The 13,711-nt window shown below is 66.7% G+C and carries 15 protein-coding genes; 14 read left to right on the forward strand and 1 reads right to left on the reverse strand.

Annotation, left to right across the window (positions count from 1 at the left end; all coding sequences use genetic code 11):
- Positions 1 to 58 precede the first annotated feature (58 nt).
- Positions 59 to 727: a flagellar basal body P-ring formation chaperone FlgA gene (gene flgA / locus EPK82_RS18265; protein ID WP_244230022.1), complete on the reverse strand. Its 669-nt coding sequence runs from the start codon at positions 725 to 727 to the stop codon at positions 59 to 61.
- Between the two features lie 228 nt (positions 728 to 955).
- Here flgA and flgB point away from each other — a divergent pair, with 228 nt between their 5' ends.
- From flgB to EPK82_RS18335, 14 genes are all read left to right on the forward strand, one after another.
- Positions 956 to 1,309 carry a flagellar basal body rod protein FlgB gene (gene flgB / locus EPK82_RS18270; protein WP_037057100.1) on the forward strand — a complete coding sequence of 118 codons (354 nt, stop codon included), beginning with the start codon at positions 956 to 958 and terminating at the stop codon, positions 1,307 to 1,309.
- A gap of 2 nt (positions 1,310 to 1,311) precedes the next feature.
- Positions 1,312 to 1,740, forward strand: coding sequence for a flagellar basal body rod protein FlgC (gene flgC, locus EPK82_RS18275; protein WP_037057098.1), 429 nt, complete (start codon positions 1,312 to 1,314; stop codon positions 1,738 to 1,740).
- On the forward strand, positions 1,740 to 2,417 hold the full coding sequence (gene flgD, locus EPK82_RS18280; protein WP_047588786.1) for a flagellar hook assembly protein FlgD: 678 nt from the start codon (positions 1,740 to 1,742) through the stop codon (positions 2,415 to 2,417). The genes flgC and flgD overlap by 1 nt, the downstream gene beginning before the upstream one ends.
- Before the next feature lie 36 nt (positions 2,418 to 2,453).
- On the forward strand, positions 2,454 to 3,641 hold the full coding sequence (flgE, locus tag EPK82_RS18285; RefSeq protein ID WP_134677584.1) for a flagellar hook protein FlgE: 1,188 nt from the start codon (positions 2,454 to 2,456) through the stop codon (positions 3,639 to 3,641).
- A 9-nt stretch (positions 3,642 to 3,650) separates the two neighbouring features.
- Positions 3,651 to 4,382, forward strand: coding sequence for a flagellar basal body rod protein FlgF (locus tag EPK82_RS18290; RefSeq protein WP_134677585.1), 732 nt, complete (start codon positions 3,651 to 3,653; stop codon positions 4,380 to 4,382).
- A gap of 114 nt (positions 4,383 to 4,496) precedes the next feature.
- Positions 4,497 to 5,282 carry a flagellar basal-body rod protein FlgG gene (gene flgG, locus EPK82_RS18295; RefSeq protein WP_134677586.1) on the forward strand — a complete coding sequence of 262 codons (786 nt, stop codon included), beginning with the start codon at positions 4,497 to 4,499 and terminating at the stop codon, positions 5,280 to 5,282.
- Between the two features lie 5 nt (positions 5,283 to 5,287).
- On the forward strand, positions 5,288 to 5,950 hold the full coding sequence (flgH, locus tag EPK82_RS18300) for a flagellar basal body L-ring protein FlgH (RefSeq protein WP_134677587.1): 663 nt from the start codon (positions 5,288 to 5,290) through the stop codon (positions 5,948 to 5,950).
- A gap of 9 nt (positions 5,951 to 5,959) precedes the next feature.
- A complete protein-coding gene (locus tag EPK82_RS18305) occupies positions 5,960 to 7,054 on the forward strand; it encodes a flagellar basal body P-ring protein FlgI (protein WP_037057087.1) in 1,095 nt (364 codons plus the stop codon).
- A 3-nt stretch (positions 7,055 to 7,057) separates the two neighbouring features.
- Positions 7,058 to 8,176, forward strand: a complete 1,119-nt coding sequence (locus tag EPK82_RS18310) for a lytic transglycosylase domain-containing protein (protein ID WP_134677588.1) — start codon at positions 7,058 to 7,060, stop codon at positions 8,174 to 8,176.
- Positions 8,177 to 8,179: 3 nt separating this feature from the next.
- Positions 8,180 to 9,547, forward strand: a complete 1,368-nt coding sequence (gene flgK, locus EPK82_RS18315; RefSeq protein WP_134677589.1) for a flagellar hook-associated protein FlgK — start codon at positions 8,180 to 8,182, stop codon at positions 9,545 to 9,547.
- 27 nt (positions 9,548 to 9,574) lie between these two features.
- Positions 9,575 to 10,489: a flagellar hook-associated protein FlgL gene (flgL, locus tag EPK82_RS18320; protein WP_167494376.1), complete on the forward strand. Its 915-nt coding sequence runs from the start codon at positions 9,575 to 9,577 to the stop codon at positions 10,487 to 10,489.
- Between the two features lie 15 nt (positions 10,490 to 10,504).
- Complete coding sequence (locus tag EPK82_RS18325; protein WP_167494377.1) at positions 10,505 to 11,530, forward strand: hypothetical protein; 1,026 nt, start codon at positions 10,505 to 10,507, stop codon at positions 11,528 to 11,530.
- 338 nt (positions 11,531 to 11,868) lie between these two features.
- The gene (locus tag EPK82_RS18330) at positions 11,869 to 12,651 is read left to right on the forward strand and encodes a type IV pili methyl-accepting chemotaxis transducer N-terminal domain-containing protein (RefSeq protein WP_134677592.1); all 783 of its coding nucleotides are present in this window, start codon (positions 11,869 to 11,871) and stop codon (positions 12,649 to 12,651) included.
- 78 nt (positions 12,652 to 12,729) lie between these two features.
- Entirely contained in the window at positions 12,730 to 13,701 is a 972-nt protein-coding gene (locus EPK82_RS18335; protein WP_037056818.1) for a GGDEF domain-containing protein, read from the forward strand.
- The last annotated feature ends 10 nt before the right edge of the window (positions 13,702 to 13,711 follow it).

Genomic DNA, 13,711 nt, shown 5'->3' on the forward strand with positions numbered 1-13,711 from the left:
CCACCCCGCAGCCGTTCGCGAGCTGCTTTCGACTTGTCGCCTGGGGCTTGTCGCCGCGCTACCTGAAGGTGCTGGTGACCACGCCTTCTTCCACCACCTGGGCCTCGATCACCTTCTGGCTGCCGAGGTTGCGCACGCGGATCACCTCGCCCTCGCGGCCGTTGGCCAGGGCCTCGCCGGTGGCCGAGGCGGAGATGCCGTCCTGGCTGGCGACGATGCTCACCTGCTGGCCACGACGCACCAGCAGCGGCGCGCTGAGCAGGTTCGGTGCGATCAGCTGGCCGGCGCGGATGCGCCGCTTGGCGCCCTGGCCGACGACCTCGTCGACGTCGTCGTAGAAACCGCGCGACGCCTTGCCGATGTTCACTTCCTGCAACTGCAGGTGATCGCGGGTGATGGTCTGGCCGCGCTCGATCACCCGTGCCGCATGCACGGTCGGCAGGAACACGCTGGCCTGAACCAGGGCAGTGAGCGTCCAGCCGGGGGTATCCGCGCAGCTCAGTTGCAGACGCTGGCGTGACAGCGGTGAAGGGTCGTCGCTGCTGGCGCTCAGTTGCAACGCCTGGGTGCAGGCCGGCAAGCGTTCGGCATTGCCCAGCAGGCTGATGTCGAGGCTGTGGCGTTGCCCGTGCCAGGCCTGGCGCCTGGCCTCCTCGGCGAGCCGCTGCTGCATGTGCGCGGCGATCGCCTGATCGATCTGGACGGCCGCCTCATCCGCAGCGGCCATGGTCGCGAGTGGCCCCAGCGCGAGGAGGAAAAGCAGCGACGCGCAGGCGGAAAAAGCCTTTCCGCTTTTCCTCTCGGCGCCGCGCCGATGCGGAAAGAGGGCGACGCCAAGGCGCCCGATCGATCTTGAAAAGTCCTGATAAATCAATGTGCTGCAGCTCTTCATGGGGTTGGGCACGCTTTGTGCTCAAGGCATCTCGGCACAACCTTGGGTTAAGGGTAGCGGTGAATGAGTATACGGATTGATGACGTGGTGGGGCTGCATTCGCGGGCGATCGAGCTGCGCATGCAACGCAGCGAGATTCTCGCCGCCAACCTGGCCAACGAAGACACGCCGGGCTTCCTCGCCCGTGACATCGACTTCGCCGGTGAGATGCAGCGCCTCGACCCGCAGCAGGCCTTCGCGGCCAGCAGCGCCGACCTCAAGTACCGCGTGCCGACCCAGCCGTCGCAGGACGGCAACAGCGTCGAGCTGAGTGTGGAACAGGCCGCGTTCTCCAAGAACAGCATGGACTTCCAGACCAGCCTGACCTTTCTCAGCATGAAATTCCGCGGCCTGAAGCAGGCCATCGAGGGACGCTGACCATGGCTTTCGATTCCATCTACCGCATCGCCGGCTCGTCGATGAACGCGCAGACCGTGCGCCTCAACACCGTGGCCAGCAACCTGGCCAACGCCGACTCGGCGGCGGCCAGCGCCGACGACGTGTACCAGGCGCGCAAGCCGGTGTTCGCCGCCGTCTACAACAACGACCAGATGACCCGCAGCGTGGGCATGGGCGGCGCCCATGTGCAGGTGCTCGACGTGGTCACGGCCGGGCGCGAGCCGGTGCGCCGCTACGAACCGGACAACCCGCTGGCCGATGACCAGGGCTACGTGTTCTACGCCGACATCGACCAGATCGAAGAGATGACCGACATGATGTCGGCCACCCGCAGCTTCGAGACCAGTGTCGAAGTCCTCAACCGCCTGAAGAGCATGCAGCAGGGCCTGCTCAAGCTCGGAGAATCCTGATGGCCGTGGTCAGCAACGACAAGCAGAACAGCACCGCCTATGGCATCGACGAGGCGGTGAAGCAGGCGGTCAACGTCAGCGACGCGGCGCAGCTGGAGAACAACTTCCTCACCCTGATGGTCGCGCAGATCCAGAACCAGGACCCGACCAAGCCGGTGGACAGCACCGAGTTCCTCAACCAGTTCGCCGCCATGAGCCAGGTCAAGAGCCTGGAAAACATGGCCTCGCTGAGCAAGAGCAACCTGGTCCTGCTGGACAACCTGCAGACCCTCACCGCCGCGGGCCTGGTCGGCCAGGAAGTGAAGGTGGCGACCGAGCAGCTGGAGCTGGGCGAGGACGCCATCAACGGCGAGATCAACCTGGAGCATGCCGCCGGCAAGCTGACCCTGACGCTGACCGACAGCAACGGCGTGAAGAAGGACATCGACCTCGGCTCCCAGGCGCCGGGTCGCGTGCCCTTCGCGCTGGACCCGCAGGCACTCGGCCTGGCACCGGGGCGCTACCAGGTCGAGGTCAACAGCGACAGTGGCGAGTACCCCAAGGTCGAGGTGGCCGGGCGTGTCACCCAGGTGCGCGTCAGCGCCGAAGGCCCGGTACTGGACGTCATTGGCGTCGGCTCCGTGCCCTTCTACAACATCACCGAATTCGGCCAGACGCAGACCGCCGGTCTGCTCTGATCCCTCTCATCCGCTTCCTTCAAGGGTCCTGTCGCCATGAGTTTCAACATCGCCATGACCGGCCTCAGCGCCGTCAACGAACAGCTCAACACCATCAGCCACAACATCGCCAACGCCGGCACCACCGGCTTCAAATCGTCGCGCACCGAGTTCGGCAGCATCTACGCCGACAGCCAGGCGATGGGCGTGGAAGTGCTGGCCACCACGCAGAGCATCAGCCAGGGCGGTTCCCTGGTGACCACCGGGCGCAGCCTGGACCTGGCCATCTCCGGCGGCGGCTTCTTCGTCACCCGCGATACCAATGGCGACCTGAGCTATACCCGCGCCGGCGTGTTCGGCGCCGACAAGAACAACTTCATCGTCAATGCCGCCGGGCAGACTCTGCAGGGCTACCCGGTGGATGCCGCCGGCAACCTGCTGGTCGGGGCCATGGGCGACCTGCAACTGCAGAACGCCAACCTGCCGGCTCGCGCCACCGACACCCTGGCGTTCGTCATGAACCTGGACTCCAACGAGGCGGTCCCGGCCACCGCGCCCTTCGACGTGGCGGACGTGAACACCTACAACTCCACCTACACCACCAAGGTGTTCGACTCCCAGGGCAAGGAACACACCCTGACCCAGTATTTCGTCAAGACCGCCGCCAATGACTGGGAGGCCTACTACTACGCCGATGGCGCCGCCGTCGGTGGCCCGCAGGCGCTGAACTTCGGCACCAACGGCACGCTCGCCGCACCGGCCGGCCCGGTCAACGTCGGCTTCCCGCTACCGGGCGTCGACCCCATGGCCATCGCCATCGACTACAGCAACTCCAGCCAGTACGGCTCCGACTTCGTCGTCACCACCAACCGCGCCAGCGGTTATGCGGCGGGCGAGCAGACCGGCCTGTCGGTGGAGAAGGACGGCATGGTCTACGCCAACTACAGCAACGGCCAGCGCATGCTGCAGGGCCAGGTGGCGCTGGCCACCTTCGCCAACACCGGCGGCCTGAAGAACATCAGCGGCACCGCCTGGGTGGAGACCGCCGAGTCCGGCGCCGCGCTGATCGGCGTGCCGGGTGTCGGCCCCTTCGGCGAACTGGCCGCCGGTTCCCTGGAGAACTCCAACGTCGACCTGACCCAGCAGCTGGTGGGCCTGATGGAGGGCCAGCGCAACTACCAGGCCAACACCAAGGTGCTGACCACCAACAAGGAACTCACCCAAGTGCTGTTCGGCGCGATCTGAGGCTGACCCATGGACCGTCTCGGCTACACCGCAATGACCGCCGCCAGCCGCACCATGAGCTCGCTCACGGTGCGCGCCAACAACCTGGCCAACGTCAACACCCCTGGCTTCCGCGCCGACCTCGAACAGGCCCAGGCCGTTGCCGTGGAAGGCTACGGCTATGACAGCCGGCACCTGGCGCGGGTCAAGAACAACGGCGTCAACCTGGCGCCCGGCGAGCTGATGGCCACCGGTCGTGACCTCGACGTGGCGATCCAGGGTCGCGGCCTGTTCGCCGTCGAAGGCGACGGCGGTGCCGAGCGCTACACCCGCAACGGCGCGCTGCAGGTCGATGCCGAGCTGCGCCTGACCCTGAACGGGCGTGCCGTGCTGGGCGAGGGCGGCCCCATCGTGCTGCCCGAGTACGACAGCCTGCACATCGGTCGCGACGGCACGGTGTCGGTGATCCCGCGAGGTGATTTCGTCACCGCCGAGGTCGACCGCATCCGCGTGGTCGATGTCGACGCCGCCGACCTGAGCAAGGACGCCAGCGGCCTGCTGCTGCGCAACGACGGCCAGCCGGCCGAGGCCATGGAGGCGCCGGTGCTGGCTGCCGGGTACCTGGAGGCGAGCAACGTCGGCGCCATCGACCAGCTGGTGGCGACCATGAGCCTCAACCGCCTGTTCGAGACCCAGGTGAAGATGATGAAGGCCGCCGAGGACCTCTCCGAGGCCGGCAACCGGATGATCCGCGGCAGCTGATGAGGCTGCCTCCCCTCTCCCTTGAGCGGCAGAGGTCGGCAACGACACAGGTAGCCCGGATGCGATCCGGGAGTACGTCCCCGGAGCGCATCCGGGCTACAGAGGAGACACGACATGAGTTCCGCACTTTGGGTCAGCAAGACCGGCCTGGCCGCCCAGGACAAGGCCATGAGCGCCGTGGCCAACAACCTGGCCAACGTCAACACCAACGGTTTCAAGAGCGACCGCGTGGTGTTCGAGGACCTGTTCTACGCCATCGAACTGCAGCCGGGTGCGCAGGCCGATGAGGTCAACACCGTACCCTCCGGCATCCAGCTCGGCAGCGGCGTGCGCGTGGCTGGCACGCAGAAGGTGTTCACCGAGGGCAGCATCCAGACCACCGGCCAGCCCATGGACCTGGCGATCATCGGCGCGGGCTTCTTCCAGGTGGAAGCGCCCAACGGCGACATCTACTACACCGAGAACGGCCAGATGCAGCTCAATGCCGAAGGCATGATCGTCAACTCCCAGGGCCTGCCGCTGACGCCGAACATCGAGGTGCCAGCCGGCAGCAGCCGCTTCACCGTGGGCAGCGACGGCATCGTCACCGCCGTGCTGGCCGGCGACACCCTGCCGTCCGAGCTGGGCCAGATCACCCTGGTCAACTTCACCAATCCGGGCGGCCTGGAAGCCCTTGGCGGCAACCTCTACCGCGAGACCGTGGCCAGCGGCGAGCCGGTGGAAGGCGTGCCGGGCGAGGAAGGCCTGGGCAACCTCAAGCAGGGCGTGCTGGAAGGCTCCAACGTGCAGGTGGTCGAGGCCATGGTCAACATGATCTCCATCCAGCGCGCCTACGAGGCCAACGCCAAGGTGCTCGACGCCGCCTCCGGCATGCAGCAGTTCCTCAACCAGACTGTGTGATCGCCATGATGCGCTTGCTTTCGCTGGTTCTGCTGTCGCTGCTCGGCGGCTGCGCCAGCTTCAACGAGATGCTCCCCGACGAAGACTCCAGCCAGTACCAGCCACTGGCGATGGACTACAGCCAGCCGCCGACCACCAGCGGCGGGCTGTTTCGCAGCGGCTACAGCGGCTCGCTGACCGGCGACAAGCGCGCGGTGCGGGTCGGCGACATTCTCACCGTGGTGCTCGACGAGTCCACCCAGTCGAGCAAGAGCGCCGGCACCAGCTTCGGCAAGAACTCCAGCGCGGCCATCGGCGTACCCACCGTGCTCGGCAAGACCTACGACCGCCTGGAAAGCTCCGCCGAGGCCAAGCGCGACTTCGAGGGCTCGGCCAAGAGCTCGCAGCAGAACACCCTGCGCGGCTCCATCGCGGTGACGGTGCATCAGGTGCTGCCCAACGGCACCCTGCTGATCAAGGGCGAGAAGGCCCTGCGCCTGAACCAGGGCGACGAGTACATCCGTCTGGTCGGCCTGGTGCGCACCGACGACATCAACCGCGCCAATCAGGTGTCGTCGCAGAACGTGGCCAACGCCCGCATCTCCTACGCCGGCCGTGGCGTGCTCAACGACAGCAACTCGGCCGGCTGGCTGACGCGCTTCTTCACCCACCCGCTGTTCCCCCTCTGAGGCCCGGTCATGCTCTATCGCATCTGCGTCGCCCTGCTCCTGACCTGGCCGCTGTCGACCCGCGCCGTACCGCTGATGGACCTGGTGGACATCGAGGGTATCCGGGGCAACCAACTGATCGGCTACGGCCTGGTGGTCGGCCTCGACGGCACCGGTGACAAGAACCAGGTCAAGTTCACCAGCCAGTCGGTGACCAACATGATCAAGCAGTTCGGCATCAACCTGCCGCCGAACGTCGACCCGAAGCTGAAGAACGTCGCCGCCGTCACCGTCACGGCGGAGATACCGCCGTCCTACAGTCCGGGGCAGAGCGTCGACGTCACCGTCGCCTCGCTGGGCGACGCCAAGAGCCTGCGTGGCGGCCAGTTGCTGATGACCCCGCTGCATGGCGTCGACGGCGAGATCTACGCCCTGGCCCAGGGCGCCATCGTCGTCGGCGGCCTCAACGCCACCGGACAGAGCGGTTCCAGCGTGGCGATCAACTCGGCCAACAGCGGCCGGGTGCCCAATGGCGCGACGGTCGAACGCCTCATTCCCAGCGATTTCAGCACCCGTGAAGAGGTCATGCTGAACCTGCGCCAGCCCAGCTTCCAGACCGCCGCCAAGGTGGTCGAGGCGGTCAACGGGCGCTTCGGCAGCGGCACCGCCAGTGCGCTGGACTCCACCAAGATCTCCATTCGCGCGCCAGTCACCAGCACCCAGCGCATCGGCTTCATGGCCATGCTCGAAGGCCTGGAGGTCGAGGAGGGGCGCGAGCGGCCGAAGGTGGTGTTCAACAGTCGTACCGGCACCGTGGTGGTGGGCCAGGGCGTGCGGGTCAAGGCGGCGGCGGTGGCCCACGGCACCCTCACCGTGACCATCAGCGAGAACCCTCAGGTTAGCCAGCCGAATGCCTTCTCCGGCGGTCAGACCGCCGTGGTGCCGCGCTCCGACGTGGCCGTCAGCCAGGACAAGAATGCCATGTTCAAGTGGCCGGAAGGCGCCAGCCTGGACAGCATCATCAACACCGTGAACAGCCTCGGCGCCACCCCGGACGACGTCATGAGCATCCTCCAGGCGCTGGAGCAGGCCGGTGCCCTCAATGCCGAACTGATCGTGATCTGAACCATGAGCATCGTTTCCCTCGCGCAACACATGAACAGCCACCGCGGCAGCGCCGATGGCATCGGCACGGCCCGCGAACAGCAGCTGCAGGCGGCGGCCGAGCAGTTCGAGGCGCTGTTCCTGCAGCAGATCCTCAAGCAGATGCGCAAGGCCAGCGACGTGCTGGCCGAAGGCAATCCGATGCGCAGTCGCGAGATGGACACCATGCGCGACTTCTACGACGAGGTGCTGGCCGAGACTCTGGCCGGCCGCAAGCAGACCGGCATCGCCGACATGCTGGTCAAGCAGCTCTCGGGTAACGGCAGCGCGCCAGACCTGCAGGGCGCCGCGCTGGCCGCACGCTCCGCCGAACTGCCGGCGCGCACCGGCAGCAGCCTGCTGGAGCCGCTGCGGGCAACCTGGCAGCGCGGCGTCGATAACCTCGGCAAGGTCTGGGACAAGGGCTCGGCGGGTTTCGTCGCCCTGGTCGAGCGGGTCATCCAGCAGGAGTCCGCCGGGCGCGTCGACGCCGTGTCGCCGAAGGGCGCGCGCGGCCTGATGCAGCTGATGCCGGAGACCGCGCGCGAGGTGGCCGCCGAACTCGGCCTGCCGTTCAGCGAAGCACGCCTGACCAGTGACGCCGACTACAATAGACGCCTCGGCAGTGCCTACCTGGACAAGATGCTGCAACGCTACGATGGCCATCAGGCGCTGGCGCTGGCGGCCTACAACGCCGGGCCGGGGCGGGTCGACGAATGGCTCAAGGTCAACGGCGATCCGCGCAGCGGCGAGATCAGTACCGGCGCCTGGATCGAGCGCATTCCCTATCAGGAAACCCGCGACTACACGCGCAGGATCCTCGGCGACCTGGCCAGCCGCGAGGCGCCGCTGCAGGAGGCCGCGCAGCAGACCTCGCTCAGCCCCCAGACCCGCCAGCAGCTGGCCAGTGCCCTGAGCGCCGACAGCGGCCTGCTGCTGGGCGCCGTCGCCGGCAAGCAGGTGCTGGCGCGCGATGAATTTAAGTCCGCCGCCGATTCCGTCGCCCTGTCTTCGGTAACAGCCCAACGCGCTGCCGACGACGCCCGTGCGCCGCGTCTGGCGGCCTTCGCTCAGCCGATGCGCTTCGAGCGTCAGGAGTCCTAAGCCATGAGCATCCTCAACCAGATCGCCTACAGTGGCGTGCGTGCCAGCCAGGTGGCCCTGGCCAGCACCGGGCAGAACATCGCCAACGTCAACACGCCGGGCTTCAGCCGCCTGCAGACCGTCACCGGTTCGCTGGCCGGGCAGGGTGGCCTGAGCGTCGGTGGCGGTGTCGAGGTGATCAGCATCCGCCGCATGACCAACGACTTTCACAACCAGCAACTGTGGCGCGCGACCACCGAAGAGAACTTCTACGGCGCATCGCAACAGTACCTGACCGCGCTGGAGACACTGATGTCCGGCACGGGGTCGAGCATCAGCGCCGGCCTCGACCAGTTCTTCGCCGCGCTCAGCGAAGCCAGTGCCACGCCCGGCTCCATCGCCCTGCGCCAGCAGATCATCAGCGAGGCCAGCAACCTGTCCCAGCGCTTCAACGGCCTGAGCAGCAACATCGACGCCCAGGTCAAGGCGCTGCAGGAACAACGCACGGCCATGGCCACCGAGATCAACGGCCTCACCGAGAACATCGCCCTGCTCAACAAGAAGATCGTCGAGACCGAGTCGGTCAAGGGTGACAGCACGGCGCTGCGCGACCACCGCGAGAGCCTGGTGGGGCAGCTCAGCCAGTTCGCCAAGCTGCGCATCCACGAGGTGCCGGACGGCTCGCTCAGCGTTGCCCTGGCCAACGGTCAGCCGCTGGTGGCCGGGCCGACCGCCGGCCAGCTCGCCGTGGCGATGACCGCGACCGGCGAGCAGGAGGTCAGCCTGGCCTTCGCCGGTACCAGCTTCCCGCTGCGCCAGGATGGTTTCGGCGGCGCGTTCGGCGGTCTCCATGACGTCGAGTACGACAGCCTGCGGCCGAACCTCGACGCCCTGCACGACATGGCCAGCCAGCTGGCGCAGATGGTCAACGATGTGCTCGCCACCGGCTTCGATCTCGATGGCAATCCGGGCCAGCCGCTGTTCGTCTACGACCCGGCCAGCACCACCGCGCTGCTGCGCATCGAGCCGCTGACGGCCGAGCAACTGGCGTTTTCCTCGACGGCGGGGGAGACGGGCAACAACGAGGTACTGCTCGACCTGCTCGGCCTGAAGAACCAGACCATCACGCTGAACGGCAGCCAGGTCACCCTCAACGACGCCTATGCCGGCCTGCTTGGCCAGGTCGCCAGCGACAGCCGGCAGAACCAGGCCGACCTCAAGTCCGCCACCGCCGTGACCCAGCAGGCCCAGGCCCAGCGCGACAGTGTCAGCGCGGTGAGCCTGGATGAGGAGGCGGTCAACCTGATGACCTATCAGCAGGCCTACCAGGCCAACATGAAGGTGATCAGCACGGCCAACCAGTTGTTCGACGACATGCTTTCCGCGTTCTGACGCGCTTTCTGGAGAGACCCGCTGATGATGCGCATCACCAACTCGCAGATCACCTCGATGATGCACAACTCGATGAACGTCAGTTCCGCCGAGTTGGGCAAGTTGATGCAGCAGATGGCCACCGGCAAGCGCATCCTGCTGCCGTCCGACGACCCCATCGCCAGCGTGCGGGTGCTGCGCGTGGAGCGTGAAGAGGCGAGCCTGGAGCAGTTTCGCAAGAACATCGCCAACGTGTCCGGCAGCCTGTCGACCCAGGAGGCCAACCTCAAGTCCACCTCCGACGCCATGCTCAACGTGCGCGACCTGCTGCTGTGGGCCGCCAACGGCTCCAACACCAGCGAAGACCTGGCGGCCATGGCCGGCGAGCTGTCGATCATCGAGGACACCATCGTCAGCTTCGCCAACGTGCGTGACGAGGAGGGCCGCTACCTGTTCTCCGGCACCCTCAGCGACACCCAGGCGCTGACCTTCGATGCCGCGACCCAGACCTACAGCCTCACCGGCAACGACAAGCACCGCCAGGCAGCCGTGGCCAACGGCGTGCTGGTCGACGAGAACGTCACCGCTGCCAGCGTGTACGGCACGGGCGTGGGCATGCTCAACGAGCTGCGCGGCCTGATCAACACCCTGCAGGACCCGGCGCTGGATGCCACCGACCCGGCCGTGCGCCAGCAGATCGTCGATACCATGGCGGCACTGGACGATGCGCATGGCCGGGTACTGGGTTCGATCACCGACCTGGGTGGCCGGCAGAATGCCCTGACCCTGCTGGCCGACAGCAACGAGGACGTCTCGCTGGTCAACCAGAAGATCGAGGGCGAGCTGTCGCAGCTCGACTATGCCGGCGCCACCATCGACCTGAACAACTACCAGCTGGCGCTGGGCGCGACCCAGAAGACCTACCTGAAGATCAACGAAATGTCGTTGTTCAGCCTGCTGTAAGGAGCCGCGCCGGTGATCAAGGTCGATAAGCAGCTCCCGGTCGTCACGGCGCTCGATCCACAGGCGCGTCGCCCGGTGCAGGGCGAACAGACCGCGCTGCGCACGCGCAAGGCGGCGCCGGCTGCCGAGCCTGCGGCCACGCCGCGTGGCAAGAGCACCAGCTTCAACCTGCAGCTCAACCAGCAGCTCACCTCGATGCAGGCGGCCGACAGCTACCTGGGCGAGCTGGCCGGGCGCCTCGGCCAGCTCAAGCTCAGCCTCAGCCGCGAGATCGGCAATGCCCAGGCGGGAGAGCGCGAAGCCCTCAAACGCGAACTGGAGCAGGTGCGCACGTTGCTGGCCGAGCGCGGCCAGCGCTCCGGCGAGGCGCTGGATGCCAGCTTCAAGCTGCGCCTCAACGAGCCGGTACGCAGCCGCTTCACCCTGCAGGGGCTGGACTCCGTCGCGGCGGTGCAACAGGCCGGCCGGGAAACCCTGCTGTTCAGCGCCGGACGCAAGCTGGCCGAACCCCTGGCCGTGGTGCTCGACGAGGGCCTGAGCGAGCAGCAGATCCTGCGCCGTTTCAATGTCGGCCTCGGCCCGGCGGGCATTCGTGCCGAGCTCGACAGCGGTGGCGCACTGCGCTTCAGCGCGCGGGAAAGCGAATGGCAGCAGCTCAAGGGCGAGCTGCGCGTGCAGGGCGAGGGCAAGCTCGCGGCCAAGACCGCGACGGCCTTGCCCAGTCACGATGAGCAACTGCTGCGCCTGCCCGACGCCGCGCGCCTGGACGGTACCCGCGAGCTGCGCCGGGCGCTGGACGAAGTGGTCGAGGCGCTGGACAGGATCGGCTCGCTGCGCGAACAGCTCAGTCATCGCCAGGAGGAAATCCGCGAATTCCTGGCGCGTCACGCCGAGCAGAACGAGCGCGAGTGGGCGCGCGATTTCGCCGGTGAGGTGTTCAACCTGATGAGCCGCAGCCCCAGCAGCTACGCGGCCGTGACCCAGACCGTGGTGGCGCAGGCCAACATCAGCCGCTCCAGCGTGGTCAGCCTGCTCTCCTGAGATTCCTCGGCCGTCAGTCGTCCTCCCCCCGTTTTCTGGCGACTGGCGGCTTTTTTACGACCTGCCGTCGCGCCTGTCCGGGCGGCGGCGGAGTTTTTTGTCCGATCGGCCAGAATTCCTGCCGAAAAATGCGACCGTCGGTCCGCTTCATGACTGGTCGCACAGAATGATGGCGTTTTACCAGCTATGATCGGCGCCTTTTTTTCGGCATCCGGGTCACGCGCCCGGCATCCCTGCCCCCTCGCATTCCAATAAAAACCCCGCATTCAAGGGTTCAACCCGTTACCGCAGGCAGTCGCCCGCGGTGCATTGCCTTGTTCTCGAATTGGAGTACCGACGTGTTGAAGAAGTACCTGACATTCATCCTGCTGGCCTGCACCACGCTGGTCAGCATGCCCAGCCTGGCGCAGCTCACCGATTCCGAGGCCATGAACATGGCCGGCCTGCAGCGTTCGCTCGGCCAGCGCATGGCCAAGGACTACCTGATGCTCGGCGCCGATGTGCGCGTGGACACCGCGCAGCGCCAGCTGCAGGAAACCATCCAGCGTTTCGAAGCCAGCCACAGGGCCCTCTCGGAATACGCGCCCAACGCCGAGATCAAGGCCGCCCTGGCCCAGGTCGGTGCGACCTGGTCGACCTATCGCCAGCAAGTCGAGGCCACGCCGGACCAGGCCCAGGCCGTGCAGGTGCTGGCGGCCAGCGAGCAGCTGCTGCAGCAGACCCAGACCGTGACCGATCTGATGGCCAAGCACGTCGGCGCGATGGGCGCGACGGTCAACCGCAGCGGCTGGGCGCGGGTGCAGACCCAGCGCATCGCCATGCTCTACATGGCCAAGTCCTGGCGTGTGCAGATGCCGGACCTCGATGCCAAGCTGGACAAGTCCGTGAGCGACTTCGAGACCATCCTCAAGGAGCTGGAAGCCGCCGGCACGCCCAATGAAGAGATCGCCGCCGCCCAGCGTCGCGCCCGTGCCCACTGGGGTTTCACCCTCAAGGGCATCGATCTGCACGCCTCGCAGGACTTCGTGCCGACCGTGATCACCGTCAGCACCGACTCGCTGTTCCGCCAGCTCAACGAGCTGACCCGCCTGTACGCGGGCCTGAAAGCCAGCGAGTCCTGATCGCCTTTCGCCAGTCTGTCACCTGGGCCGCCTGCTTTTGCGTTATAACCAAGCGCAGACGCGGCGGAGGTGGCAGGCATGAGCGAGACAACTGATCAGGCGGTGTACAAGACCCTGCTGGAGTCCACCCAGGCGATTCCCTGGAAGATCGACTGGAAGACCATGACGTTCGCCTATATCGGCCCGCAGATCGAGAGTCTGCTCGGCTGGGCGCAGGCCAGTTGGGTCAGCGCCGAGGACTGGGCCACGCGCATGCACCCGGAAGACCGCGAGAAGGTGGTCGAGCTGTGCATCTCGCAGTCGCAGAACGGTGTCGACCACGAGGCCGACTACCGGGCGCTGACCGCCGCTGGCGACTACGTGTGGATCCGCGACGTGGTGCATGTGGTGCGTGACGACAATGGCGAGGTGGAGTCGCTGATCGGCTTCATGTTCGACATCAGCGAACGCAAGAAGACCGAGGAGCAGCTGCTGACCCTGCAGAAGCAGCTGGAGGAGTACTCCTACAAGGACGGCCTGACGGGCGTGGCCAACCGGCGCATGTTCGACACGGTGCTGGCTTCGGAGTGGGCCAATGCCCAGCGCACCCGCCAGCCGCTGTCGCTGATCCTCCTCGATATCGATCACTTCAAGCAGTACAACGATCATTACGGTCACATTCAGGGTGACGACTGCCTGAAGCACGTCGGTCAGGCCCTGAGCCGTGCGGCCAGCCGGCCCCGGGACTTCGTCGGACGCTTCGGCGGCGAGGAGTTCGTGCTGGTCCTGCCGGAGACCGATGAGGCCGCGGCCCGGCACATCGCCGAGCGCTGCCGCCAGCAGGTGCGCCAGCAGCGCATCCCCCATGAACGCTCCAGCGTGTCGCCCATGCTCACCATCAGCCTGGGGGTGAGCACCATCGTGCCGGGCGCGCAGGACCGGGCGCTGGACTTCCTCAATGCGGTGGACAAGCTGCTCTACCAGGCCAAGCAACGCGGGCGCGACCGCCTGGAGATGGCCCGGACGGCATCCCGCTCCGAGCTGGACGACGCAGCCGATGCCCGCGCTTGAGCAATCGTTA

The sequence above is a fragment of the Ectopseudomonas khazarica genome (assembly GCF_004521985.1).
Lineage (GTDB): Bacteria > Pseudomonadota > Gammaproteobacteria > Pseudomonadales > Pseudomonadaceae > Aquipseudomonas > Aquipseudomonas khazarica.